The organism is Pararhizobium qamdonense, assembly GCF_029277445.1.
GTDB lineage: Bacteria > Pseudomonadota > Alphaproteobacteria > Rhizobiales > Rhizobiaceae > Pararhizobium > Pararhizobium qamdonense.
In genome coordinates, this window is sequence record NZ_CP119566.1 from 320,555 (window position 1) to 345,956 (window position 25,402).

Annotated in this window: 25 protein-coding genes; 8 read left to right on the forward strand and 17 right to left on the reverse strand. The window is 59.5% G+C overall.

Annotated features, from left to right (window positions below; all coding sequences use genetic code 11):
- Positions 1-40: 40 nt before the first annotated feature.
- The 5 genes from PYR65_RS01610 to PYR65_RS01630 form a co-directional block, all read right to left on the reverse strand.
- The gene (locus PYR65_RS01610; protein ID WP_060640308.1) at positions 41-1,591 is read right to left on the reverse strand and encodes a sugar ABC transporter ATP-binding protein; all 1,551 of its coding nucleotides are present in this window, start codon (positions 1,589-1,591) and stop codon (positions 41-43) included.
- Between the two features lie 118 nt (positions 1,592-1,709).
- The gene (locus PYR65_RS01615; RefSeq protein WP_060640307.1) at positions 1,710-2,699 is read right to left on the reverse strand and encodes an ABC transporter substrate-binding protein; all 990 of its coding nucleotides are present in this window, start codon (positions 2,697-2,699) and stop codon (positions 1,710-1,712) included.
- Positions 2,700-2,940: 241 nt separating this feature from the next.
- Positions 2,941-3,387: an RbsD/FucU family protein gene (locus PYR65_RS01620; RefSeq protein ID WP_060640306.1), complete on the reverse strand. Its 447-nt coding sequence runs from the start codon at positions 3,385-3,387 to the stop codon at positions 2,941-2,943.
- A gap of 29 nt (positions 3,388-3,416) precedes the next feature.
- Positions 3,417-4,436: an aldo/keto reductase gene (locus PYR65_RS01625; RefSeq protein WP_276119634.1), complete on the reverse strand. Its 1,020-nt coding sequence runs from the start codon at positions 4,434-4,436 to the stop codon at positions 3,417-3,419.
- Between the two features lie 31 nt (positions 4,437-4,467).
- Positions 4,468-5,973: a UxaA family hydrolase gene (locus PYR65_RS01630; protein WP_276119635.1), complete on the reverse strand. Its 1,506-nt coding sequence runs from the start codon at positions 5,971-5,973 to the stop codon at positions 4,468-4,470.
- Positions 5,974-6,257: 284 nt separating this feature from the next.
- Here PYR65_RS01630 and PYR65_RS01635 point away from each other — a divergent pair, with 284 nt between their 5' ends.
- Both PYR65_RS01635 and PYR65_RS01640 read left to right on the forward strand, forming a co-directional pair.
- On the forward strand, positions 6,258-7,136 hold the full coding sequence (locus PYR65_RS01635; RefSeq protein WP_276119636.1) for a GntR family transcriptional regulator: 879 nt from the start codon (positions 6,258-6,260) through the stop codon (positions 7,134-7,136).
- 14 nt (positions 7,137-7,150) lie between these two features.
- A complete protein-coding gene (locus tag PYR65_RS01640) occupies positions 7,151-8,245 on the forward strand; it encodes a mannitol dehydrogenase family protein (protein ID WP_276119637.1) in 1,095 nt (364 codons plus the stop codon).
- Here PYR65_RS01640 and hpaI read toward each other — a convergent pair whose 3' ends face one another.
- A complete protein-coding gene (hpaI, locus tag PYR65_RS01645; protein WP_276119638.1) occupies positions 8,246-9,049 on the reverse strand; it encodes a 4-hydroxy-2-oxoheptanedioate aldolase in 804 nt (267 codons plus the stop codon).
- Between the two features lie 110 nt (positions 9,050-9,159).
- Positions 9,160-10,614 carry an NADP-dependent succinate-semialdehyde dehydrogenase gene (gabD, locus tag PYR65_RS01650; protein WP_276120935.1) on the reverse strand — a complete coding sequence of 485 codons (1,455 nt, stop codon included), beginning with the start codon at positions 10,612-10,614 and terminating at the stop codon, positions 9,160-9,162.
- Positions 10,615-10,871: 257 nt separating this feature from the next.
- Between gabD and PYR65_RS01655 the strand changes: the two genes are divergently transcribed.
- Entirely contained in the window at positions 10,872-11,474 is a 603-nt protein-coding gene (locus PYR65_RS01655) for a nitroreductase family protein (RefSeq protein ID WP_060640300.1), read from the forward strand.
- 76 nt (positions 11,475-11,550) lie between these two features.
- On the opposite strand, the gene gyrB is transcribed toward PYR65_RS01655, so the two are convergent.
- The 5 genes from gyrB to PYR65_RS01680 all read right to left on the reverse strand — a co-directional run bounded on the left by gyrB (position 11,551) and on the right by PYR65_RS01680 (position 16,906).
- The gene (gene gyrB, locus PYR65_RS01660; RefSeq protein WP_276119639.1) at positions 11,551-13,986 is read right to left on the reverse strand and encodes a DNA topoisomerase (ATP-hydrolyzing) subunit B; all 2,436 of its coding nucleotides are present in this window, start codon (positions 13,984-13,986) and stop codon (positions 11,551-11,553) included.
- A 150-nt stretch (positions 13,987-14,136) separates the two neighbouring features.
- Positions 14,137-14,511, reverse strand: coding sequence for a helix-turn-helix domain-containing protein (locus PYR65_RS01665; RefSeq protein WP_276119640.1), 375 nt, complete (start codon positions 14,509-14,511; stop codon positions 14,137-14,139).
- Positions 14,508-15,077 carry a Smr/MutS family protein gene (locus PYR65_RS01670; protein ID WP_276119641.1) on the reverse strand — a complete coding sequence of 190 codons (570 nt, stop codon included), beginning with the start codon at positions 15,075-15,077 and terminating at the stop codon, positions 14,508-14,510. The genes PYR65_RS01665 and PYR65_RS01670 overlap by 4 nt, the downstream gene beginning before the upstream one ends.
- Positions 15,070-16,179 (reverse strand): murein transglycosylase A, encoded by a 1,110-nt coding sequence (mltA, locus tag PYR65_RS01675; RefSeq protein WP_276119642.1) that lies wholly within the window; start codon positions 16,177-16,179, stop codon positions 15,070-15,072. The genes PYR65_RS01670 and mltA overlap by 8 nt, the downstream gene beginning before the upstream one ends.
- A 28-nt stretch (positions 16,180-16,207) precedes the next feature.
- Positions 16,208-16,906 carry a Tim44/TimA family putative adaptor protein gene (locus tag PYR65_RS01680; protein ID WP_060640296.1) on the reverse strand — a complete coding sequence of 233 codons (699 nt, stop codon included), beginning with the start codon at positions 16,904-16,906 and terminating at the stop codon, positions 16,208-16,210.
- Between the two features lie 138 nt (positions 16,907-17,044).
- Here PYR65_RS01680 and PYR65_RS01685 point away from each other — a divergent pair, with 138 nt between their 5' ends.
- The gene (locus PYR65_RS01685; RefSeq protein ID WP_276119643.1) at positions 17,045-17,569 is read left to right on the forward strand and encodes an FxsA family protein; all 525 of its coding nucleotides are present in this window, start codon (positions 17,045-17,047) and stop codon (positions 17,567-17,569) included.
- Between the two features lie 92 nt (positions 17,570-17,661).
- The gene (gene secB, locus PYR65_RS01690) at positions 17,662-18,150 is read left to right on the forward strand and encodes a protein-export chaperone SecB (RefSeq protein WP_060640294.1); all 489 of its coding nucleotides are present in this window, start codon (positions 17,662-17,664) and stop codon (positions 18,148-18,150) included.
- A 55-nt stretch (positions 18,151-18,205) separates the two neighbouring features.
- Here secB and dnaQ read toward each other — a convergent pair whose 3' ends face one another.
- From dnaQ to PYR65_RS01715, 5 genes are read right to left on the reverse strand one after another with little or no spacing between them, the layout of a single operon-like run.
- The gene (dnaQ, locus tag PYR65_RS01695) at positions 18,206-18,910 is read right to left on the reverse strand and encodes a DNA polymerase III subunit epsilon (protein WP_276119644.1); all 705 of its coding nucleotides are present in this window, start codon (positions 18,908-18,910) and stop codon (positions 18,206-18,208) included.
- Positions 18,910-19,503 (reverse strand): dephospho-CoA kinase, encoded by a 594-nt coding sequence (gene coaE, locus PYR65_RS01700; RefSeq protein ID WP_276119645.1) that lies wholly within the window; start codon positions 19,501-19,503, stop codon positions 18,910-18,912. Before coaE ends, dnaQ begins: the two co-directional genes overlap by 1 nt.
- The gene (locus PYR65_RS01705; protein ID WP_276119647.1) at positions 19,500-20,360 is read right to left on the reverse strand and encodes a shikimate dehydrogenase; all 861 of its coding nucleotides are present in this window, start codon (positions 20,358-20,360) and stop codon (positions 19,500-19,502) included. The genes coaE and PYR65_RS01705 overlap by 4 nt, the downstream gene beginning before the upstream one ends.
- The gene (locus PYR65_RS01710) at positions 20,353-20,952 is read right to left on the reverse strand and encodes a Maf-like protein (protein WP_276119648.1); all 600 of its coding nucleotides are present in this window, start codon (positions 20,950-20,952) and stop codon (positions 20,353-20,355) included. The genes PYR65_RS01705 and PYR65_RS01710 overlap by 8 nt, the downstream gene beginning before the upstream one ends.
- A 30-nt stretch (positions 20,953-20,982) precedes the next feature.
- Positions 20,983-21,807, reverse strand: a complete 825-nt coding sequence (locus tag PYR65_RS01715) for a pyruvate, water dikinase regulatory protein (RefSeq protein WP_060640290.1) — start codon at positions 21,805-21,807, stop codon at positions 20,983-20,985.
- Between the two features lie 476 nt (positions 21,808-22,283).
- On the opposite strand from PYR65_RS01715, the gene hemE reads away from it, so the two are divergent.
- The 3 genes from hemE to rho all read left to right on the forward strand — a co-directional run bounded on the left by hemE (position 22,284) and on the right by rho (position 25,255).
- On the forward strand, positions 22,284-23,246 hold the full coding sequence (gene hemE, locus PYR65_RS01720; RefSeq protein ID WP_407951299.1) for a uroporphyrinogen decarboxylase: 963 nt from the start codon (positions 22,284-22,286) through the stop codon (positions 23,244-23,246).
- The gene (gene hemJ / locus PYR65_RS01725; protein ID WP_060640288.1) at positions 23,243-23,782 is read left to right on the forward strand and encodes a protoporphyrinogen oxidase HemJ; all 540 of its coding nucleotides are present in this window, start codon (positions 23,243-23,245) and stop codon (positions 23,780-23,782) included. The genes hemE and hemJ overlap by 4 nt, the downstream gene beginning before the upstream one ends.
- 207 nt (positions 23,783-23,989) lie before the next feature.
- Positions 23,990-25,255, forward strand: a complete 1,266-nt coding sequence (gene rho / locus PYR65_RS01730; RefSeq protein ID WP_099050890.1) for a transcription termination factor Rho — start codon at positions 23,990-23,992, stop codon at positions 25,253-25,255.
- Positions 25,256-25,402 lie beyond the last annotated feature (147 nt).

Genomic DNA, 25,402 nt, shown 5'->3' on the forward strand with positions numbered 1-25,402 from the left:
TTTTCCTCCACGCATTTTCTTATCCGGTCTTTTCATGATGCTAGACGCCGATCGCCTGGGTCAGCACTTCTTCATGCGACGCACTACGATAGGTGTGGCTGGCAACCAGTCTTCCCTGCCGGAACACATGCAGCCGGTCGGACAGCTCGTAGACCTCCGGCAGATAGGACGAAATCAGGATGATGCCTGCGCCCTGCTCCAGAAGCCGGGCAAAGAGCCGGTAGATCTCCGCCTTGGTGCCGACATCGACGCCGACGGTCGGCTCGTCGAAGATGAACAGCTTGGCGCCGTGACTCAGCCATTTGCCGATGACGATCTTCTGCTGGTTGCCGCCGGACATGGCCGAGGCCAGGACACGCCGCGTCGGTGTCTTGATCTTCAGGTCCTTGATCTGGCGGTCGGCATTCTCGATCTCACGCGCGCGATTGATGGTCAGGCCGCGCGACAGCCGGTCGAAAACCGGAAGATTGATATTGAGCCCGATCGGCAAGTTGAGGCAGAGACCTTGGTCGCGGCGGCTCTCGGGCGCGAGCGCGATGCCGAGATCCATGGCGTCGCGCTCATTGCGGATCTTCACTTTGCTGCCCTGCCAGTAGACTTCGCCGGCGCTGAGCGGCTGGCGTCCATAAAGCCCGAGTGCGAATTCGCTGCGCCCGGCGCCGATCAGACCATAGAGACCGACGATTTCGCCTGCGCGCACCGATAGCGAAACATCGGAAAATCCCGGACCGGAAAGGCCACGCGTCTCAACGATGGTGGCGCCGATCGGCAGCGTTTCCTTGTGATAGATCTGCTCGATGGTGCGGTTGATCATCATTGAGATCAGCTCGGCATCGTTGGTCTCCGCGATGTTGCGGGTGCCGATATGGGTGCCATCGCGCAGGACCGAAACCCGGTCGGCCAGCTCGAAAACCTCTTCCATGCGATGACTGATATAAACGATGGTGACGCCTTCGCCCTGTAGCCGGCGAATGAGCCGGAAGAGCTGCGCCGATTCCTGGCGGGTGAGGTAAGCGGTCGGCTCATCGAAGATCAGAAACTGGGTGCCGCGCATCGCTGCGCGCGCCGTCGCCACCAGTTGCTGCTGGCCGATCGTCAGGTCGCTGAGAAGAGCGGCAGCGGGGAGATTGAAGCCGAGATCGTCGAGCACGGCCTGGGCCGCATCGGTCATGGCGCGCTTGCGCATCAGGCCGTTTTTGTTGATTTCGTCGCCCAGAAACATATTGGCCGCAACCGACAGATGGCGGCAGAGCACGACTTCCTGATGCACCGCATTGATGCCGCGCGAAATCGCCTCATTGGGCGTCGCAAGCTGCACCGCATCGCCGCACCAGAAGACCTCGCCGGAGGTGCGCCGGATGACGCCGGTCAGGAGCTTGATCAGCGTCGATTTGCCGGCGCCGTTTTCGCCGACGATCGCGTGGATTTCTCCGGACAGGAAGGTGATATTTGCCGGTTTCAGGGCCTCGACGGCCCCGTATTTCTTCTGCAGGCCACGCAGTTCCAGGATCGGTTCGCCCTTGGGAACCGGGTGCTTGGCAATTGCCGCCGCGCCCTCGTGCCGGTGGCTGACATCTTGAAGTCCGGTCATGGCGCCTCTCCTCCGGGTCCAAATTCCGTTTTAAAATGGCCAGCCATGTTGAAACAGATCTGGATTACATCATGCAACAGACGGCAGGCCGTCTGGACGGCCTGCCGCAATGTTCGGATCAGTTGACCTTGGGGTTCAAGAGCGCGTCGATCTTCGGTTCAGCCATGTTGGCCTTCGTCACCAAGTTTGCACCGGTATCGACATTGGCCTCGACCTTTTCCTTTTTCGATGCAGCAAGAGCGGTTTTGATGCCGTCATAGCCCATGCGATAGGGGTCCTGGACGACGAGGCCGGCGAGAACGCCTTCCTTGAGGAAGCCGACCGTCTTTTCGTCGCTGTCGAAGCCGATGACCTTGATCTTGTCGCCAAGCTTGTTTTCAGCAATCGCCTGGCCAACGCCCTGCGCCATGATCAGGTTGGATGCAAAGACGCCAACGAGGTTCGGGTTTGCGGTGATCAAGTCGGTCATCATGTTGAGGCCGGTGGTGGCCTGGCCGTCGGCATATTTGTCGGCCACGACCTTGAGGCCCGGATATTTCGCCGTGATCTGCTCGACGAAGCCGTTATGGCGCTGATCCAGCGAACCGACGCCTGGCAGGCTGGTGATGATGGCGATATCGCCCTCTTCCTTGCCGGTTGCTTCCTTGATCGCCGCAGCAAGACCATCTGCGGCGATACGGCCCCCTTGAGTGTTGTCGGTGGTCAGGAACGATGTGAAGGCCTTGGAATCAGCGCCGGAATCGATACCGATGATCGGGACGGCCTTGGCTGCCTCATCGATCGGCTTGCCGAGTGCCTTGAATTCCGTCGGCGAGATGACGACAGCGGCCGGGGCGCCGGCTACGGCATTTTCCAGGATCGTGATCTGGCCGTTGATGTCGGATTCCGACTGGGCGCCGAGTTCCGGCACGTTGACGCCGAGATCCTTGCCGGCAGCGCGGGCGCCGGCCAGAACGATCTGCCAATAGAACGAGGTCGTATCCTTGACGATGATCGGGATGGTCACGTCCTGCGCAAACGACGCCACCGGCATCATCGTCGCGAAAACAGCGGCACCGGCCAGGCTGGTAAAGGCGCGGCGCGACAGGATATTCTTCATAAGGGTCATGGTGTTGTTCTCCTCCAACAACGTCTTGTTCAGTTCTCCTCAGACCGGGCTGCAAGACGCAAACAGTTCGATCTTTTATCCATAAAAAACATTTTGCCTTGGCAAGCTATCTCAGCAATTTCGAAATTGCAAGCGGTCGAAATTTGCCTTGAACATTGTTTTCCTCCCAACGCCAAGTCTTTGTTTTTTCACCCTGAAGATGAACCGGCCCACCTCCATGGGCCGGGTGCCAGCGCCCATGTCAGACGCGGTAGAGTTCCTGCGGATGCACGACACCCTTTTTCAGGATGATATTTCCGTAGAGCCGGAATTCCGTTGTCGCGACAATATAGGCGGCCTTGCGCGAACGCTCATAGAAGGCGAAGCGCTCGATCGGCACGACCTTGAAATCACCGGCAAGCTTGTTGACCAGGCTCTGGAACTTGACGCAGACATCCGGCACCGCCTGCGGATCGCCGACGACTTCCATGCGCCAGGCGGACTCATCCACGAAAGTATCGAGCGGCATATGCGCAAGAATTGCCTCTGTTATGCTCAGCGCATCGACCCCGTCCGCCCGCACGACCTTCGGGCCCATTGTGCTGGCCGGAAAGTTGGCATCGGCAATCACGATCTCGTCCCCATGTCCCATCGTGCGGATCGCATGCAGCAATTCCGGACCGAGCAATGGATGTATTCCCTTCAGCATTCCTTATTCCTTTGTCTCTTGAAAGCCGGCTAGACCCGAACGGCATCCGTGCCGAGTTCCGGGGCGACCAGCGTATGTGCTTCATAGGCCCTGAAGTCATCCGGCTGCAAACGCCGCTCCGTCAACTCCATATTCCGTATCAGGCTCGACGGCTTGGCTGTTCCAAGCAGAACCGAGGCCACCGCCGGGCTCTGCAGAGGAAACTGGATCGCCGGCGCTGCCAGCGGCAGGCCCTCAGATCGCGCAATAGCCTCCATCGCCCGCACCTTGTCGAGAACGTCCGGCGTTGCCGGCATATAGTCGAAATGTGATCCCTCCACCGGACCGGTGGCCAGAATACCCGAATTGAATACGCCGCCAACCACCAGCGAGGTTTTCTTTTTCTCACAAAGCGGTAGCAGTTCGGCGGTGGCGGTTCGATCAAGAAGCGTATAGCGCCCGGCCAGAAGGATACAGTCGATATCCGCCTCGGCCATCACATCGAGGCAAACGGGCACTTCATTGACGCCCAGCCCGTAAGCCGCAATCGCGCCGCTCGACTTCAGCTCATCCAACGCTTTCAAACCGCCATCCAGCAATTGCCGAAGATAGACCGCGTTGCGCTCCGCTCCATGCGTATAGACGCCGATATCGTGGACGAAGAGAATATCGATGCGGTTGAGCCCAAGGCGGGCATAGCTGAAATCGACCGACCGCATGATACCGTCATAGGAATAGTCATAGTCCGTTTCAAAGGGCAGCGGATCGACGAAACCGTAGCTCGGCACCTGGTCATCGGCGACTGGCCGCTGCAGCCGCCCCACCTTGGTCGATAGAACGTAACTGCCCTTGGGCTTGTCGTGCAGGAAATCGCCGACGCGCCGTTCGGCCAGGCCAAACCCATACCAGGGCGCGGTATCGATGAACCTGAGGCCGGCGCTCCAGGCGGCCTCCAGCGTTTCCATCGCGGTTTCGCGCGGACAGGCCCGGTACATGCCGCCGAGCGGCGCCGTGCCGAAGCTATATTCGGTGACGGACAGGTCGGTCTGGCCGATTTTTCTCACGTTCATCAAGTCTCTCCTCCGCTTTGGCGGCCGCCCGTCAAAGTGTCGCGCCGAGGTGCCAGGGCACGAATTCATTATCGCCGTAACCGAACAGTTCGCTCTTGGTTTTCTTGCCCGACGCCGTATCGATGATCAGGTCGAAGATGTCGCGGCCCATGCCGGCGATCGTCGCATCGCCGGTGGCAATCGTGCCGCAGTCGATATCCATGTCCTCTTCCATGGCCCGGTAAAGCGCCGTGTTGCTTGTCAGCTTGATCGACGGGCAGGGGCGCGAACCGAAACAGCTGCCACGGCCGGTGGTGAACGTGATGACATTGGCGCCGCCCGCCACCTGCCCCGTTGCCGAGACCGGATCGTAACCGGGCGTATCCATGAACACGAGGCCATGTTCGGTCACCCGCTCGGCATAATGATAGACCGCCGTCAGCGGCGAGCGGCCGCCCTTGGCGACGGCACCGAGCGATTTTTCCAGGATCGTGGTCAGGCCGCCGCGCTTGTTGCCCGGCGACGGATTGTTGTCGAGCGAAGCGCCGTGCATGGCGACATAATCTTCCCACCAGGAGATCAGGCCGTCGAGCTTTTCGGCAACGCCATCATTGACGGCGCGGCTGCGCAGCAGATGTTCGGCACCGTAGATTTCGGAGGTTTCCGACAGGATGGCCGTGCCGCCGGCGCCAGCCAGAATATCGACCGCCGCTCCCAAAGCGGGGTTGGCCGTGATGCCTGAAAGCCCATCGGAACCGCCGCATTGCAGGCCGACGATGATTTCGCTGACCGGGATCGCAATCCGCCTGGCCGTTCCGACTTCCGCCGCGATCTCTTCGAGCACACCGAGCGCGCGGGCAACGGCGCGGCGCGAACCGCCGGCATCCTGAATGTTGAAGTGCCGTTTTCCGGCACCCGCTCCGGATTGGCCGTAGAGCGTCAACTGATTGACCTCGCAACCGAGTCCGACCATCAGAACGCCGCCGAAATTCACATGGCGCGTATAGCCGGCCAGCGTTCGATGCAGGTTCTTCATGCCGTCGCCGGTCGAACTCATGCCGCAGCCCTGATCATGGACGATCGGCACGAAACCGTCGATACCCTCATAACGCGGCAGGATGACCTTGTTGGCCTCCTCGGCGATTGCGCGGCAGACGGTGGTGGAACAGTTGACGCTGGCGATGATGCCAATGAAATTGCGGGTCGCGGCGCGCCCGTCAGCGCGGCGGTAGCCCATGAAGGTGCGCGCCCTGTCGGCGCTGCTCGCCGCTTCCGGCGGCACCGGGGCGCCGATCGACAGCCGGTCCTGATCGAAGGCCAGATTGTGAGAATGAACGTGGTCGCCCGCAGCGATCTCGACGGTTGCCCGGCCGATCGCCTGGCCGTATTTCACCACCGGTTCGCCCATATGGACGGGATGGATCGCCACCTTGTGGCCGGGATCGATCTTGCCATTGGCGCGCACGCCACCCGGCAGTTCACCGCCCGCCTCGATGGCCAGCGATGCGACGGCGACATTGTCGTCCGGCGACAAAACGATGAAGGAAGGTGCGGTCACCCTTGGTATCTCCCTGGACGGTTTTTATCCGAATGAGCCTCTCATTCATTTTGTCTTTTATCCACAATAGACAGTTTATCGTCAATGGGTATTATGGGATGCGGCTGCCATGCTTCCCGTCACCACCGTGCCAAAGCAAAATCAGATCAAAGACAAATCAGGGACGAAACACGATGAAACCGTACTTCAAAAGCCAAGACAGGACCGATCGGACCGGATAGAGCAGCCTCAAAAACACCGCCCGCGCTTCGGGTCTACAGAACTCACATCCGGTCGATACAGTCATGGCGAAACAGAACACCGTCTTCAAGGACGCCTTCAACCGTTGCCTCAAGCTCCTGGCGGAAACCTCAAGCCTGCCATCCGAGCCGGAACTGGGAACGACGCTCGGCGTCAGCCGCACCACCATTCGCGCCATCCTGACGCGCATGGAAGGGCTGCAACTGCTGGCCTGGGACAAGCGGGCAAAGGTGGTGCTGCGCCAGCCGAAACCGGAGGATTATTACCCGGCGGAGGAAACCGATTCGCTATCCGATATTATCGAGCGCAGTTTCATGCGCCGGATTCTGGCCGGCGGTGCCGAGCCCGGCATGCAGATCAACGAATTGGAACTCGCCCGCGACATCGGCACCGGCACGACCAGCGTGCGCGAATTCCTCATCCGCTTCAGCCGCTTCGGCCTGATCGAAAAAAGGCCGAACAGCCATTGGATCCTGAAGGGTTTTACCCGCGAATTCGCACTGGAACTGACGGAAGTGCGCGAAATGTTCGAACTGCGCTCGGCCGCCAGCTTTACGGCGCTGGCCCCGGAGCATCCGGCCTGGGCCGATCTTGACCGGATCGAAACGCTGCACCGCGAAATCCTTGCCGATATCGACAATCGCTACACGGAATTCTCGGAACTCGACGAGCGCTTCCACCTTCTCGTGCACACATCGTCGAGCAACCGTTTCATCGTCGACTTCTATGACATCATCACCATCGTCTTTCACTATCACTACCAGTGGAACAAGACGAATGCGCGCGAGCGCAACGCCCGGGCGCTGGAAGAACATCTCGACTATATCGCTGCCCTGCGCTCCCGAGACCCCGCCCGTGTCGAAGCCGCCTGCCGCCGCCATTTGAAATCGGCGCGCGAAACCTTGCTCCAGTCCATTCAATAGCCGGATTCAAAGATATGACCACGACGCCTATCGTCCAGTTTGGAACCAGCCGCTTCCTCCAGGCCCATGCCGATCTCTTCGTCAGCGAAGCCCTGGAAAAAGGCGAGGCGCTGGGCAAGATCACCATCGTCCAAACTACGGGATCCGCGGAACGCGCGGGACGGCTGACGGCCCTTTCGGCGCCGGACGGTTTTCCAGTCATCATTCGCGGGCTCGCGGAAGGGACCGAAATCGACCGCACCCAGCAGGTCAGAAGCGTCGCGAGGGCTTTATCAACGGCAGCCGATTGGGATGAGATCAAGCGGATCGTGGCCATGGAAGCGGAGGTGCTGATCTCCAATACCGGCGATACCGGTTATGTCATCGGTCCCGACGATCTTGCAGCGGACATTCCCGCATCATTTCCCGGCAAGCTGCTCGTCCTGTTGCATGAACGCTATCGCGCGGGCGGCGGTGCGCTGACGGTTCTTCCCTGTGAATTGGTGGCCCGCAACGGCGATACCCTGAAAAAGGTGATCCTTGATCTGCAGTCAGAACGGTTCGCCGGCGCTGATTTCGCAGGATGGCTCACAACAACAGTGATCTGGGGCAATACGCTGGTGGACCGGATCGTATCCGAGCCGCTACAGCCCGCCGGCGCCGTCGCGGAACCCTATGCCCTCTGGGCCATCGAGGCGCAGCCGGGACTGAAACTGCCCTGCACGCACCCGTCCATTCTGCTAGTGGACGATCTCTCGCCTTACGAGAAACTGAAGCTGCACATCCTCAATCTCGGCCATACAGTGCTCGCCGATCTCTGGCTGAAAAACGGCCGCTCTCAGGACGAGACGGTCAAAGCCATCCTGCAAGACCCGGACATCTTCGCAACGCTGATGGAGATCTATGAAACCGAAGTCATTCCCGGCTTTGCCGCGAAGAGCCTCGGGGAGGAGGCCGGGCGCTATGTCGCGCTGACGCTCGACCGGTTCCGCAATCCGTTTCTCAACCATCGCATCAGCGACATCGCCAACCATCACGCCGAGAAAATTACCCGGAGGCTCGCAAATTTCAAGGTCTGGAGCCCTAATGTGGCGATGCCCAGGCTGACCACGATCATCGAAAGCCGCTGATCAGTAGCCGGCAACCGGCTTGGCACTACCTGTTTCGCCGGACAGGAAGTCCTCCCGCAACCGGGTGGTGGCGCTGACCAGCAGCGTCACATCAGTGCCAATTGCCATGAAGTCTGCGCCCATCTCGCGGTACATATGCGCCTGGTCGAGGCTGAGCGTCATGATGCCCCGCGCCTTGCCCGCCTCTGCGATGCGATCGAAGGCGTCCTTGATCGCTGCCGTCACCTCGGGATGGCCTGGCTGTCCGAGATATCCCATGTCGGCTGCGAGATCAGACGGGCCGACGAACAGGCCGTCGATCCCCTCAAGCGCAGCAATATCGTCCAGTGCAGCTAAGCCGGCACGGCTCTCGATCTGCACGATCAGGCAGATCTCGTCATTGGCCGTTTCAAGGTAGTCACCGATCCGGCTGAACTGCGATGCCCGGCCAAGGGCTGCACCGACGCCGCGTACGCCATGCGGCGGATAGCGGACGGCGCGTACAAGAGCCTTTGCCTGCTCGACGCTCTCCACCATCGGGATCAGCAAGGTCTGCGCGCCCGTATCGAGAATCTGCTTGATCATCCAGGTTTCGCCGACCGGAAGCCGGACCATCGGATGGCTGCCGGAGCGGGCGACGGCCTGGATCTGCGCCGAGAGAAGCGGAATATCGTTCGGCCCATGCTCTCCATCGATCAAAAGCCAGTCATAGCCGCTGCCCGCAACGATCTCCGCTGCATAAGGACTGGCCAGCGCGACCCAGAGGCCCAGCTGAAAACGATCCTCGCGAAGTGCAGCTTTGAAGGTATTTTTGGGGGCGGGCATGGCTGTCTCCTGCTGTCTTCGCTTTCTACCGCCAAATAAAAAAACCGGCCAGAGCTATCCGGCCGGTTTTCTTCAAGACCTGACTGGCAGATCAGGTCCCGATGGGTACATCAGGAAATGCCGCCAAGGCAAACATATTTGATCTCGGTGAATTCCTCGATGCCGTATCTCGAACCCTCGCGGCCAAGTCCGGACAGCTTGACGCCGCCGAACGGCGCTTCAGCGGTCGAGATCAGGCCTGTGTTCACGCCGACCATGCCATATTCGAGCGCTTCGGCGACCCGGAAGACGCGCGACAGATCCTTGGCATAGAAATAGGAGGCCAAGCCGAATTCCGTGTCGTTGGCCTGCTCGATCACGTCGGCTTCGCTCTTGAAGCGGAACAGCGGCGCGAGCGGCCCGAAGGTTTCTTCGCGCGCAACCGCCATCTCCTTGGTGACGTCGGTCAGGACGGTAGCCTCGAAGAACGTGCCGCCAAGCGCATGCGGCTTGCCGCCCTGTAGGATGCGCGCACCCTTTTTCAACGCATCGGCAATGTGTTCCTCGACCTTATTCAAGGCTGCCTTGTCGATCAGCGGCCCCAGGATCACGCCTTCATCGAAGCCATTGCCGGTTTTGAGCTTGCCGACTGCCGTTGCCAACTTTTCAGCAAAGGCATCGTAAACGCCATCCTGAACATAGATACGGTTGGCGCAGACGCAGGTCTGGCCGTTGTTGCGGTATTTGGCGATCAGCGCACCTTCGACGGCCGCATCGAGATCCGCATCATCGAAAACGATGAACGGCGCATTGCCGCCAAGCTCAAGCCCGAGCTTCTTGATGGTCGGCGCGCTCTGCTTATAGAGCTCGGTGCCGATTTCGGTCGAACCGGTGAAGGTGAGCTTGCGCACGGTCGGGTTGGAGGTCATCTCGCCGCCAATGGCTGCAGCCGAACCGGTGATCACGCTGAAAAGACCCTTTGGAATTCCGGCACGCTCGGCCAGAACCGCAATCGCGATGGCCGAAAACGGCGTCTGCGACGCCGGCTTCAAGACCATGGCGCACCCGGCGGCAAAAGCGGGACCGGCCTTGCGGGTAATCATCGCATTGGGGAAATTCCACGGTGTGATCGCAGCCACGACGCCGATCGGCTGCTTCATCACCATGATACGCTTATCCGGCTGATGACCGGGGATCATGTCGCCATAAATGCGGCGTCCTTCTTCGGCAAACCATTCGATGAAGCTGGCGCCATAAACGATTTCACCCGTCGCTTCCGCCAATGGCTTTCCCTGCTCGAGCGTCAGGATGCGGCCGAGATCGTCCTTGTTTTCGATCATCAGGTCGTACCATTTGCGAAGGATGCCGCAGCGTTCCTTGGCTGTTCTCGCAGCCCAGCCCTTTTGCGCGATGCGTGCCGCCTCGATCGCCGCCCTTGTTTCCGCAGCGCCGAGTTTCGGAACGCGGCCGATGATCTCGCCGGTCGCCGGATTGTTTACCTCGATGGCATTGTCAGGGGCGGCTTCGATCCAGTTTTCGCCGACGAGCGCGGCCTGGCGAAACAGCGAAGGGTCTTTCAAGGTCACGGTCATCAGCGGCAAATCCCTTTTAAAGAAAATCTACAGAACTTATACAACTTTTTTCCGGCGTTCGACAATAACCCTCATGCGCGTTTTTGCCGTCTCTTTTAGTGCGCTTACGGACAGTGAAACCAGTCGGCCACCTTTGTCGTCAAATTGGAAACGGTGCATCTCCAAAACAGGACCTATGACCCAAGGCTGCAATCACTATATGCGGACCATGTCCGCTTTAAAAACTGTCCTCCCAAGATAGGAATATACTCATGACAACCACCAGCAACTACCGCCAGGCAGACTACCCGATCGAGCCCAGCTTTCTCAATCGCTGGTCGCCGCGCGCCTTTACCGGCGAGACCATCTCCGAAACCGAGCTTTTGACCATTCTGGAAGCCGGCCGCTGGGCTCCGTCGGCTTATAATTCGCAACCGTGGCGCTTCGTCTACGCATTGCGCGGCACCGAGCAATGGGACAGGATTTTCCCGATCCTCAACGATTTCAACCAGAGCTGGGCAAAATCAGCCTCGGCATTGGTGATCCTGATCTCCAAGACCCATTTCGCCGCACCGGGCGCTACAGAAGAAGCCCTGTCCTACAGCCACAGCTTCGATACCGGCGCTGCCTGGGGATCGATCGCCCATCAGGCGCATCTGCTCGGTTTTCAGGCCCACGGCATGACCGGCATCCATTTCGACAAGGCCGTTGAGATCCTGGGCATTCCCGAAGGTTACCGCGTGGAAGCCGCTGCCGCCATTGGCCGCCTGGGCGACAAGACGCAATTGCCGGACTATCTGCAGGCCCGCGAAACGCCGAGCCCACGCCGCCCGCTGTCGGAAGTTGCCTTTAACGGCACGTTTGTTGCCGGCTAAGCACAAAAGAAAACCACGCCTTCCGGTTGGGAGGCGTGGTTTGCAATAAGACGCTGAAGCGGCGGTGCCGCTTGGCTCAAATATCCAGGTTGGCGACGCTGAGCGCATTTTCCTGAATGAAATCACGCCGTGGCTCGACCTCGTCACCCATCAGGCGCGAGAAGAGACCATCAGCATCAGTCGCATCCGGGACGCGGACCTGAAGCAGCGAGCGGACGTTAGGATCGAGCGTCGTTTCCCAGAGCTGCTCGGCATTCATTTCACCCAGACCCTTATAACGCTGCATCGACAGGCCCTTGCGGCCGCTGGCAAAGATCGCGTCGAGAAGCGCGCGCGGTCCGCTGATCTCGATCGCACCGTCCTTGCGCTTCAAGGTCGGCGGAATAGCGTAGATTTCCTTCAGCCGCGGTGTCATCAGATCGATATGGCGGGCGTCCTGTGATCCGATCAGCGCCATGTCGAGCGAGGCGACTTCCTTGACGCCCCGCACCATACGCTCGAACTTCAGGCCGCCATCGCTGGCAACCGCAACAACCCAGCCGCGCTCGGTTTCCTCGGCGATCAGGTCCAGGCGCTTGGCCACTTCGGCGGCGGTCGCTTCCGACTGCGCCTGGTTGTTGTTCAGCTCCGGATTGAGAGCGCCGGCAATCGCCGCCTGTTCGACGACCGAGCGGCTGTAGCGTGAATGCAGGGATTCGACCAGGGTGCGCAATCTCAGCGCATCGATGATGACCTCGCGCAGGTCCTGCCCGACCCGGACTTCGCCGGAACCGAGTTCAAGGGCTGCATCTTCCAGGCCCGTGGAGATCAGATATTCCTCCAGCGCCTTTTCATCCTTCAGATATTGCGCCGACTTGCCGCGCGCCACCTTATAGAGCGGCGGCTGGGCAATATAGAGATGACCGCGCTCGATCAGCTCTGGCATCTGGCGGAAGAAGAAGGTCAACAGCAGCGTGCGAATATGGGCGCCATCGACGTCAGCATCGGTCATGATGATGATCTTGTGGTAGCGCAGCTTGTCCGGGTTGAACTCGTCCTTGCCGATCGATGTGCCGAGCGCCGTGATCAGCGTGCCGATTTCCTGGCTGGACAGCATCTTGTCGAACCGCGCGCGCTCGACATTGAGGATCTTGCCGCGCAGCGGCAGGATCGCCTGGTTTTCGCGCGAACGGCCTTGCTTGGCCGAACCGCCGGCGGAATCCCCTTCCACCAGAAAGAGTTCGGACTTGGCGGGATCGCGCTCGGAGCAGTCGGCCAGCTTGCCGGGCAGCGACGAGATATCCAGCGCGCCCTTGCGGCGGGTCAGTTCGCGGGCCTTCTTGGCAGCCTCGCGGGCGGCAGCCGCCTCGATCACCTTGCCGACGAGGATCTTGGCATCGCCCGGATGTTCTTCAAGCCAGGTGCTGAGCGCCTCGTTGACCAGGCTTTCAACGACAGGACGAACCTCGGAAGAGACAAGCTTATCCTTGGTCTGCGAGGAGAATTTCGGATCGGGAACCTTGACGGAGAGAACAGCGGTCAGGCCTTCGCGGCAGTCTTCGCCTGTCAGCGTGACCTTTTCCTTCTTCATGATGCCGGAGCTGTCGCCATAGGAAATGATCTGGCGCGTCAGGCCGCCACGGAAACCCGCCATATGGGTGCCGCCGTCGCGCTGCGGGATATTGTTGGTGAAGCAGAGGACATTCTCGTGGTAGCTGTCGTTCCACCACATCGCCACTTCGACGGTGATGCCGTCCTTTTCGCCGCGAATGGCGACGGGCCTGGAGACCAGCGGCTTTTTCGCCCGGTCGAGATATGCGACGAAGGCTTCGAGGCCGCCGTCATACATCATCTCGGTTTCGCGGACATCGGAATGCCGCTTGTCGGTGAGGAGAATGCGAACACCCGAATTGAGGAAAGCGAGTTCGCGCAGGCGATGCTCCAGCGTTCCGTAGTCGAACTCGATCATCGTGAAGGTTTCGGTGCTCGGCAGGAAGGTAACTTCCGTGCCGGTCTCGCCATCGCTGTCGCCGATCACCTTCAGCGGTGCATCGGCAACGCCGTGGGTGAAGTTGATTTCGTGGATCTTGCCCTGGCGCTTGATCTTCAGCTGCAGCTTGACCGAGAGCGCGTTGACGACGGAGACGCCAACGCCATGCAGACCGCCGGAAACCTTGTAGGAATTCTGGTCGAATTTGCCGCCGGCATGCAGCTGCGTCATGATCACTTCGGCTGCCGAAATGCCCTCGCCCGTATGGATATCGGTCGGGATGCCGCGGCCGTTGTCGGTGACCGTCACCGAACCATCGGCATTCAACGTCACGGTGACGATATCGGCATGGCCAGCCAGCGCCTCGTCGATCGCGTTATCGACGACTTCGTAGACCATGTGATGCAAGCCGGAGCCGTCGTCGGTATCGCCGATATACATGCCCGGCCGCTTGCGGACGGCATCGAGACCCTTCAGGACCTTGATGGAATCGGCACCATATTCGGCGTTTGCGCCGGCTTCGGTTTCAGGCAAATCGGTCATTCGGCTATAAGTCTTTCCAGGTTTCGATGCCATGTCTTCGGGATTGGGATTCCGTGCGAATCACCCCTCGATGGCGCTCCCCGAATATAGGGATTTTGTCCATAGTTCCAAATCCCGTGCAGCCGGAAAGCGGCAGAAATCAGGGGATCATCAGTGTTCCTTATCAGGAAAGCGGGCTTTTTCCAAAACATCTTCCAGGATACGGATGGTTTCACCGGATAAGGTGCGGATACGGCCCGCAAGCCGGTTGGCAAACGCCGTATGCGCCGCTGGCAGGCCAGACGTATTCAGCACCACTTTCGGGTCGGATAGGGCCGCGATCCCGAACAGTTCGTCCGCATCGTCCCAGATGACGTTGAAATAACCGGCGACCCTTTGCAGGAATTCAAAGCTCGGCGCGCCGCGCTTGCCGTGTTCGAGCGCCGAGAGATAGGCGGGCGATACGCCGATCGCCGCAGCCATCTGTTTTTGCGATACGCCCTTCTTCTGCCGCAACAGGCGAACCGCATCACCGAACGGGGTCATGGGGCCATGCCTCTGGGGCGCGACAGCCGGACATAGAGCGCGCCATCGCCGCCATGGTTGCGAGCGGCCGGTTCATAAGACGAGATCAGCATCCGGAATTCCGGTAGCGAAAACCACATCGGTACCGCCCGCTTGAGCGCGCCGTCGCTGCCGAGCGATGTGCCCTTGCCGGTAATCACGAGAACATGCCGCAGTCCGCGATCATAGGCCCGCACCAGGAAATGCAAAAGCAACCCATGCGCCTCGCTCTGGATCATGCCATGCAGATCGATCCGGGCTTCAATGGCCAGATGGCCCTTGGCGAGCTTGCGCTTGACCGGCTTTTCCAACGGATGATGCATCCTGGCCGTCTTTTTTGGCACGTCTGCCGGAGCGGCCCCAAAAGCCTCGGTCAGCGACCGGCCCTCCTTCATTACCGGGATCGGTGGTTTTTCCGGCGCGGGCTTAGGTTTCGGCTCCTCGAATTCTTCAAGCTCGTCCATGCGTCCGGGCAGCGGACGGGTGGTGCGGGCGACCTTGCCCCAAAGGATGCGGTCTTCGCTGGTGAGTATCTTTCCCTTAGCCATGGCCGTATCTTGCCGCAGCGGCTTTCGGGATGAAAATGAAAAAGTCGGCTTCATTGCGCACCGCACCGGCCAGCCGGCCAGCCTCGTCGCCGGAGCCAGTAAAGAGATCGCCGCGAGCCGGGCCGACGATCGCCGAGCCCGTATCGAGCGCCAGCATCAGCCTGCGGAACGGACGGCCGCCGTCGATCGACGTCAGGCTGTCGCTCGCGATGAAAAAAGGAACGCCGAACGTATGGATCAGGCGATCGACGGCAAGCGAGCGGCCGGGTTCCAGCGCCACTTTCGCGGCGGCAACGGGCCCGAGCGCCGTATCGCCGACGTCTGCCTCACGGAAGAAAATGAAGGACCGGTTGTGCCACAGCACCTCGTCCGCCTCATCCGGATGATCGTCCAGCCATTGCTTGATCGTCTGCATCGATACCGTTGCGGCGTCGATCTTGCCGCGCGCGATGAGCAGCTTGCCGGTGGCGGAGAAATAATGGCCGGTCTTGGCCGCATAGGTCACCCGCTTCATCGATCCATCGGGATAGACCAGCCGGGCAGCCCCCTGAACATGGGCGAAGAACACATCGGTCTTTGATTTGGCATAGGCGATCTCCAGCCCCTGCCCGGCCAGATATCCCTGCTCGATCGCTTTGCGATCCGGATATTCGCTGACCTGACCATCCTTTAGCCGGCCAAAGGCAAAATAGGGATCCATGCCTTCGGGACGGTTGCCGTCATCGATATCGACGAGATCATCCGGGCGGCGATAGAAGGGAAAACGGAAGGTATCGTCCATGGTTGCGCTGACCAGCACTTCGGGTTCGAAGAAGGCGGTGACGAAACCGGGTTTGCCGTCGTGGCTGACGATCTTGAAGGCCACGAACTGCGCTTCGAAGAAAGCGCGGGCCTCGCCTGCATCCTGCGGACGGGCGTGCCTGGCCGCATCATAGGCCGGCATTAGATCAGCGGTGGAAATGCCGAGCGACGCCGTCTTGTGCGGTTTGACGGTGGTGACCTGCCGGCGACAGCGCTCAAGCGCCGGCAGAAGCGGTGATGGATCATCGGATTGCCAACCGGGAAGGTCGGAAAAGTCGACCCGTTGCAAATCGAAATCCATCGCCGCCAGTCCCGTATCTATATTCCGATCAGTTTTCGGATTCCGTCGCGATCAGCTTCCAATTCGGATCGCGCGAGCGGGTGTCGCGCGAGAAGGTCCAGAGATCGTTGACCTCGGACACCGCTTCGGCATCGCCATCGACGATCGCACCGGCCTTGTCATAGGTCGCCGAAATCAGCTGGCTGACGATGCGCAGTGTGATATTGGCCTCGCTGTCCTTGATCTCGGCATGCACCATGTCGGCCTTTTCGATGCCGACAAAGGTGGACTTGACGATTTCGCCCTTGCTTTCGCGTTCGGAAATAGCCGCATCGAAACCATCATAGACGTCACGGGACAACAGACCCTTGAGCGTCTTGCGGTCGCCATCGGCGAACGCCATGACGATCATCTCATAGGCCATCTTGGCGCCATTAACGAATTCCTTCGGATCGAAGGCCGGATCAGCGTCATTCATCCGGCGCAGCGCGTCGTTAAGCGGCGTGCCGGCCTTGGTGAAGGCGTCGATCCCGGCATAGCGCGAAATCTCCTCGCCTGCCCCATCGCGGCGGGGCAATTGCACCACTTTGCCGGATGCTTCGGGCCCTTCGGCCGCTTCGCGGGGCGAATAGGGATCGACCGGCGGACGTTCGTTGCCGGTCCGCTTGCCCAGAACGCTGCGCAGTTGCAGGAAGATGATCACCGCAGCGACCAAGAAAAACAATGTGATGAAGTCGAAAGAGCCCATTTCCACCCAGAACCGCTGTTAATATGCCGTGCGATCATCCCATATAGTCTGCATGGCACGATCATTCAAATGGCTATATCACTTCTTTGCAATTGCCGGTGCGGTTCGGCTCGATCACTTTCACCTGAGTAGATAACAATGCGCTCCCTGATCATCCCCTTCGTTTTCCTGTTGATGCCGATCGCGGAGATCGCAACCTTCATCATCGTCGGCCGCGAGGTCGGTGTCGGCATCACGCTTCTCCTCGTGCTGGGTAGCGCTATCGCCGGTGCGGTTCTGCTGCGTATCCAAGGCTTTGGTGTTTTGAGAAAAATCCAGGAGGCTTCGCAGACCGGCACCGATCCCGGCCGCCAGCTTGTGCATGGCGTCATGATCGTGATCGCCGCCTTCCTGCTGATCATTCCAGGTTTCATCAGCGACATCGCCGGGCTGTTGCTCTTCATTCCCGCAGTCCGGGATTTCGGCTGGTCCTTCGTCAAGAACCGCCTGACGATCGTGACAACCGGCATGGGGACCGGGCGCGGATTTTCCCGCAGACCGGAACCGGACCCTAACGGTCCACGCCGCGCTGGCCCCCGGGTGATCGATCTCGACGACGATGACTATTCGCGCACCGATGGCCGCGGCCGCACCGATCCGAACGAGCGCGACCGCCTCAAGTGAACGATAGCGCCTGAACCGGGGCAACGGGTTGTAAGCCCCGGTGCGAAATGCTAGATGCCTCACCAAATTTCATGTCCGAAGGAAATGGCCTTATGACCGATACCGCATCCCCGACAAACGGCGCGACCGAGAGCCCGTCCGTGAATATCCTGGCCCAGTACATCAAGGACCTTTCCTTTGAAAACCCGGGTGCGCCGCGTTCGCTTCAGGCGCGCGAAAAGGCTCCGGCGATCAACATCAATGTCAACGTCAACGCCAATCCGTTGTCGGACGCGGAATTCGACGTCATCCTGACGCTGAACGCTGAAGCCAAGGACGGCGACAAGATGCTGTTCAATGTCGAGCTGTCCTATGGCGGCGTTTTCCGCGTCACCGGTTTCCCGCAGGAACACATGCTGCCGCTGCTCTTCATCGAGTGCCCACGCCTGCTCTTCCCGTTTGCCCGCCAGATCGTTTCCGACGCGACGCGCAACGGTGGCTTCCCGCCGCTGATGATCGACCCGATCGATTTTGCCCAGATGTTCACGCAGCGCATGGCAGAAGAAAAAGTGCGCTCGCAGGTCTCGACGACCACGAACTGATCCGGCACGCGCCGTGATCCGATTGCCTAATGCCCGGTCATCGACCGGGCATTTTTCATTTGGCCAGTTCGTATTTCGCCCAGATGGCTTTTTCGCCCATCTTGGCAATAAGAGCCGCATGCGCATTGGCTTCTTCGCCGGTCAGACGCGGTGCGAGCGGATGCGGCCGTTGTCCGGCAATTACGATGACCTCGTCGGTTTCGTTCGTCTGGCCGCGACTGTCATTGCTGTGCAGGCCAAACGCCGTCTGCCGGCCGCCGATCAGCTCGATATAGACTTCCGCCAGGAGTTCGGAGTCGAGCAGCGCACCGTGTTTTGTTCGATGGGAATTATCGACGCCGTAGCGGCGGCAGAGAGCGTCGAGCGAATTTGGCCCCATCGGATGCTTGCGGCGGGCGAGCGCCAGCGTATCGGTAACCACATCATTGGTGATCGCCGGCAGGCCCAGCCGGGCAAATTCGGCATTCATGAAGCCCATGTCGAAGGTGGCGTTGTGCGCCACCCACCGCGCATCGCCAAAGAAGGCAAGCAGCTCCTCGACGATGCCGGCAAAGTTCGGCTTGTCCTTCAGGGACTCGTCGGAAATGCCATGGATCGCCAAGGCGTCGGGATGCACCTTGCGATCGCCGGGATTGATATAGACATGGAAGGACCGGCCCGTCGGAAAGTGGTTATCAAGCTCGATGCCGCCGATTTCAATGACGCGGTCGAGCTTGTTGTCGAGACCCGTCGTTTCCGTATCGAAAATGATTTCGCGCATCATGGCCTCTTTTGGCTGTTTAGCCGCTGAACGATCGCCGCCACCTGTTCACGGGCCGAATCAACTCCGTGGCCGGTATCGATGATATAATCTGCTTTCGCACGTTTTTCCCGGTCAGGGACCTGACGCGACACGATGAGCGCGAATTTTTCCTCCGTCATCCCCGGTCTTTTCAGCACCCGCTCCCTTTGGATCTGCGGATCGCAGGTGACGACGGCAACCGCATCGACGCGATCTTCGCCGTTCGTCTCGTAAAGAAGCGGAATGTCGAGCACCACCAGTGGCGCGCCAGCGGCGCGATGATGATCGAGAAATACCCGCTCCTTGTCGCGCACCAGAGGATGAACGATCGCTTCCAGCACCTTGAACAGCGCGGGATCCTTAGCAAGCTGGCGGGACAGTTCGGCCCGGTCGATGCCGCCTGCCTCTGCCGTTCCTGGAAATGCCGCTTCAATCGGCGCGACGGCTTCATTCTGGTAGAGCGCATGAACGACGGCATCGGCATCGTTGACCGGCACCCCCATCTCCGCAAACATCTGGGCGGTGGTGGATTTTCCCATGCCGATCGATCCAGTAAGGCCGAGGATGATCATGTGTGGCTCGCCATGTCGTCGATGATGATCTGGCGCAGGGCTTCATCCACGATCGGCCGCCTGCCGAACCACTTTTCAAAACCGGGAGCCGCCTGGTGCAGCAGCATGCCGAGACCATCGACCGTCGCGCGCCCTTGTGTTTGCGCCTGCGCCAGGATCGGCGTCTTCAACGGCACATAGACGATATCCGTGACAATGCTCCTGGGTGCCATGGTGGTGAAGTCGATTTCGGGGACAGCCGTGCCATCCATGCCGAGCGATGTGGTGTTGATGAACAGGCCGGCATCTTTCATCACCTCGCTCAAAGCCTCCATCGGCTGTGCATGAACAGCCGCGCCAAACCGGTCGGCCAGTTCCTGAGCGCGGGCAGCCGTGCGATTGACGACATGGATGGTGTTGACGCCACGGTCGCGAACCGCCTGGATCACCGCCCGGCTGGCGCCCCCGGCGCCGAGGATCACCGCCGTCCGACACTGGTCCCAGCCTGAGGCCCGTTCATCGAGGTTGGCGGTGAAGCCATAGCCGTCGGTGTTGGTCGCATGCACTAGGCCGTCTTCCAGCCAAAGTGTGTTCGACGCGCCAAGTTCCGCGCTCAGCGCGTCCGGACGGTCAGCCAGCGTAAACGCCAGCTCCTTGTGGGGGATGGTGACATTACCGCCCGTGAAACCGGACGTTCCGTTTTTGAGTGAAACGATGAAATCAGGAAACTCTTCCGGCGGGACGGCATGGGCGCGGTAGCGGCCCGGCAAACCCAGCTGTTTCAGCCAATAGCCATGGATCAGCGGCGAGCGTGAATGCTTGACCGGATAGCCGGTGACGAAGGCATGGTTAACAAATGTTTCACGTGAATCACGCATCGATCACCCGCAGATCCCTCAGTTTTTCGAGCAACGGCAACATGGGCAGCCCGAGGATTGTGAAATAATCGCCATCTATCGCATCGAAAAGCTGGATGCCCTCGCCTTCCAGCTGATAGGCGCCGACGCTGGACAGGGCGTTAGTTCCGACGCGGGCAAGATGCGCGTCGATGAAATCGGGACTAAGCAGGCGCACCGACAGACGCGCCGAAGACACATGTTTCCAGAGAATGTCATCGCCCTGTGTCAGGACGATAGCACTGTTTAACTGGTGCACCTTGCCGGAGAGCGACAGGAGATGATCGCGCGCTTCGTTCATGTCGCGCGGCTTGTGATAGACCCGCGTGCCCAGGGACATGGTCTGGTCCGACCCGATGATAATGGCATCGGGAAAAGCCTGCCCGACATTCCGGGCCTTGGCTTCGGCGAGAACCAGCGCAACCTCTTCCGGGGATGAGCCCTGCCGCTCGATCTCGCCCTCGATCGCCCGCTCATCGATGTCTGCCGCCTGCGCCTGAAACGCGATGCCGGCATTGTCCAGAAGCATGCGCCGGAACGAGCTTGCGGAAGCAAGGACCAGTGAACCTGCCATTGTCGTCCATCCTGTTTGATTGGATTCGCTCTAACGCAGCCGGGGGCGAAGGGCAACGATGGCGGCGGCGGTTTCCTCGATCGAGCGGCGCGTCACATCGATCATCGGCCAGTTGTTGCGGGCGCAAATCGAGCGCGCATATTTCAGCTCCTCAGTGATCGAGGCGCGATCGACATAATCCTCCGCGTGATAACTGTGGCTCGCGGTGCCCAGAATGCGGTTTTGCCGAACCTGCGAAATCCGGTCTGCGGTTGCGATCAGACCGACCACCAGCGGCTTGGTCGCTTCCATCAGCCGGTCGGGCAGCGCGACGCCAGGCACGATCGGGATATTGGCCGTCTTGATGCCGCGATTGGCAAGATAGATGCTGGTCGGGGTTTTCGATGTCCGGCTGATCCCGATGAGCACCACATCCGCATCGTTGAAATCCGCCGGCAATTGCCCGTCGTCATGATCCATGGTGAAATTCAGCGCGTCGATACGGGCAAAATAATCCGCGTCCATCACATGCTGCGCGCCGGAGCGCCGGCGCGATGTTGCGCCGAGATAGGACTGGAAGAGATCGATGATCGGCTCCAGCACCGAGACGCAGGGCAGCCCCATCTCCTTGCAGGTTACATTGATGATATCGGCGAGTTCCCGATCAACGATCGTATAGAGCACGATCCCCGGCGCGCCATCGATAGCTGCCATCACCTGCATCAGCTGCTTGCGATTGCGGATCAGCGGATAGACATGTTCGAGCGCATGCGCCGACTGGAATTGCGATGCGGCCGCCCTGCCCGCCGCGATCAGCGTCTCGCCGGTCGAATCGGAGATCAGATGCAGGTGGAAATAGTTTTTCTGGTTCTCCACGCTATTCTCCGAGGGCTGTTGATAAACCGGGACAGCGACAGCTAAGGACCGGCGGGGTTCGAAGGCAAGGGGAAAACCTGCGAGTTATGCACAATCGCGATTCCGGGGAGCGGGATTCCAGGTGCATGTGGAAAAGACTCATGCGTCATTGAAGCCTTGACGTTATCCACAAGCAGTCCACATCCCTCACTGAACTCTATCGATCAACGAAGCGCCTGACTCCTCATTCTTTTTTACGATTGTCCCCGCTCCTATCTGTCGCATGGCAAAATCAGCCAGGAGATTCTATTGAATGGGCCAGCATGTGGAAAAGCGTCGGACTGGCTATAATCCTTGATAGTCACAGACTCTAAGAAATAGAATCCTTAGATATAGATATCTTTTATAGTGGGAGAACGTGTCCGGTGACTGCGCAAAGCCGTAAGGTGCTACAGGTGTTGAAGGGTGAAACGCTCTCACCTCCCCCAATCTGGCTGATGCGGCAGGCAGGTCGATATCTTCCCGAATACCGCCAGACCCGGACCAAGGCCGGCAGCTTTCTCGATCTCTGTTATTCGCCAGATATGGCTGTAGAGGTGACCTTGCAGCCGATCCGGCGTTACGCCTTTGACGCAGCCATCCTGTTTTCCGATATCCTGGTCATTCCCGATGCCCTGAAGCGCAACGTTCGTTTTGAAGAAGGGCATGGACCAAGGATGGATCCAATCGATGCGTCGGAGATCGCCAAGCTCGACGTCCGCCCAGTATCGGCCCATTTGCAGCCGGTGATCGAAACGGTTCGCCGCTTGCGCAAGGAATTGCCGGAAGAAACGACATTGCTCGGTTTCTGCGGTGCGCCCTGGACGGTCGCTACCTACATGATTGCCGGGCACGGAACGCCTGACCAGGCCCCGGCGCGGCTTTTTGCGTACCAGCACCCCGAAGTTTTCGATCGGCTGCTGGCGGTGCTCGCTGAGGTCTCTGCGGATTATCTCGTCGAACAGATCGATGCCGGCGCCGATGCCGTGCAGATCTTCGATTCCTGGGCGGGCGTTTTGGGCGAGGAAGAATTTCGCCGCTATGCCGTCAGCCCCGTGCGCCGGATGATCGACAGTGTTCGTGCCAGAAGGCCTGACGCGAAAATCATCGCGTTTGCCAAGGGAGCCGGAATTCTCCTGAAGGATTACCGGCTAGCGACCGGTGCCGATGCCATCGGTCTCGACTGGTCGGTCCCCCTCTCGTTTGCCGCCGAGTTGCAAAAGGACGGCCCGGTGCAGGGCAATCTCGATCCGATGCGCGTTGTGGCAGGCGGTCGGTCGCTGGATGATGGGATCGACGCGATCCTGCAGAAGCTCGGAAACGGCCCGCTGATCTTCAATCTGGGCCATGGCATCACGCCGCAGGCCAATCCCGATCATGTGACCCAGCTTGTCGCTCGCGTTCGCGGAACTCCACGATGAGCGAACGCCAGACAGATATCCGGCCGGGAAAAAAAGCCCGCGCCCGCGCGTTTGTCGCAATCGCCCTCTTCGTGGCGCTGCTTGCCGTCCTGTTTGTCTGGCAGCCAGATAATCTCTATCTCTGGATCAAGGCGCTGCATCTCATCGCGGTCATGTCCTGGATGGCGGCCCTGCTCTACATGCCGCGATTGTTCATCTATCACACCGACGCAGCGCCCGGCTCCGAACAGTCGGAAACCTTCAAGATGATGGAACAGCGGCTTTTGAAGGTGATCATGAACCCGGCGATGATGATCACCTGGGTGCTCGGCCTTTATCTCGCCTGGAGCGTCTATGGTTTTCAGGGCGGCTGGCTGCACGTCAAACTTTTGCTCGTCGTCCTCCTCACCGGCGTCCACATGCTGTTCAGCCGGGCGGTCCGAGCGTTTTCGCGCGATGAAAACACGAGGAGCGCCCGTTACTGGCGGCTGATGAACGAAGCGCCGACGCTTCTGATGATCCTCATCGTCATCATGGCGGTGGTGAAACCTTTTTGAGCCATGGACGTTTAAGGGGGACGTTGAAAAAGGAAACTTCCGGTAATTACCGTAAACCCCTTGCGGCGCATCGCGTGAATCGCTATTTTCCCGCCATCTCCTCTTTCGTGGCATGTGTAAACGTTACGAGCCTGCCCCTTCCGCTGCAGCTCTCCTTACATCAAGCACGCCGACTTTCCTCTTCGAATTCCAAGTGTGGTCCCCTTCATGGCTGAAATGAAGCTACAAGAACTTAAAAACAAAACTGCTACCGATCTCCTGGCGTTTGCCGAGTCGGTCGAGGTCGAAAACGCCAGTGTCATGCGCAAGCAGGAACTGATGTTTGCGATCCTGAAAATGCTGGCAAGCCAGGACGTCGAGATCATCGGCGAAGGCGTTGTCGAAGTGCTGCAGGACGGCTTTGGCTTCCTGCGCTCGGCCAATGCCAATTACCTGCCGGGGCCGGACGACATCTATATTTCTCCCTCGCAGATCCGGCGCTTCTCGCTGAAAACCGGCGATACCGTCGAAGGCCCGATCCGTGGTCCGAAGGAAGGTGAACGTTATTTCGCTTTGCTCAAGGTCAATACGATCAATTTCGAGGATCCCGAAAAGATTCGCCACAAGGTCCATTTCGACAATCTGACGCCGCTCTATCCAAACGAGCGTTTCAAGATGGAACTCGAAGTTCCGACCTCCAAGGACCTGTCCGCCCGCGTTATTGATCTGATCGCCCCGCTTGGCAAAGGCCAGCGCGGCCTGATCGTCGCACCGCCGCGCACGGGTAAAACCGTTTTGCTGCAGAATATCGCGCATTCGATCACCGCCAACCATCCGGAATGCTACCTCATCGTGCTTCTGATCGACGAGCGGCCGGAAGAAGTCACCGACATGCAGCGTTCGGTGAAAGGCGAAGTGGTTTCCTCCACATTCGACGAACCCGCGACACGCCACGTGCAGGTCGCCGAAATGGTCATCGAAAAGGCCAAGCGCTTGGTCGAACATGGCCGCGACGTTGTCATCCTGCTGGATTCGATCACCCGTCTTGGCCGCGCCTATAACACCGTCGTTCCGTCATCCGGTAAAGTCCTGACCGGCGGTGTCGATGCCAACGCCCTGCAGCGCCCGAAGCGCTTCTTCGGTGCCGCCCGTAACATCGAAGAGGGTGGTTCGCTGACCATCATCGCGACGGCCCTGATCGATACCGGCAGCCGCATGGACGAAGTCATCTTCGAAGAGTTCAAGGGCACCGGCAACTCCGAAATCGTGCTGGACCGCAAGGTCGCCGACAAGCGTATCTTCCCGTCGATGGATATCCTCAAGTCCGGCACGCGTAAGGAAGACCTTCTGGTTCCGCGTCAGGATCTGCAGAAAATCTTTGTTCTGCGCCGTATCCTCGCTCCGATGGGAACGACCGATGCGATCGAGTTCCTGATCGACAAGTTGAAGCAGACCAAAACCAACGGCGACTTTTTCGATTCGATGAACACCTGATCGATCGCCATAGTTTTTCGCAGAGCCCAGGTTTATCCTGGGCTTTTGTGTTTTTGGCAGAAATTATATAGCCGGATTCCTGTTCCGGATTTTCACGCCATATAAAGACGGCAATAAAGGACTTACATTGACGCAATCGCAGCAGTA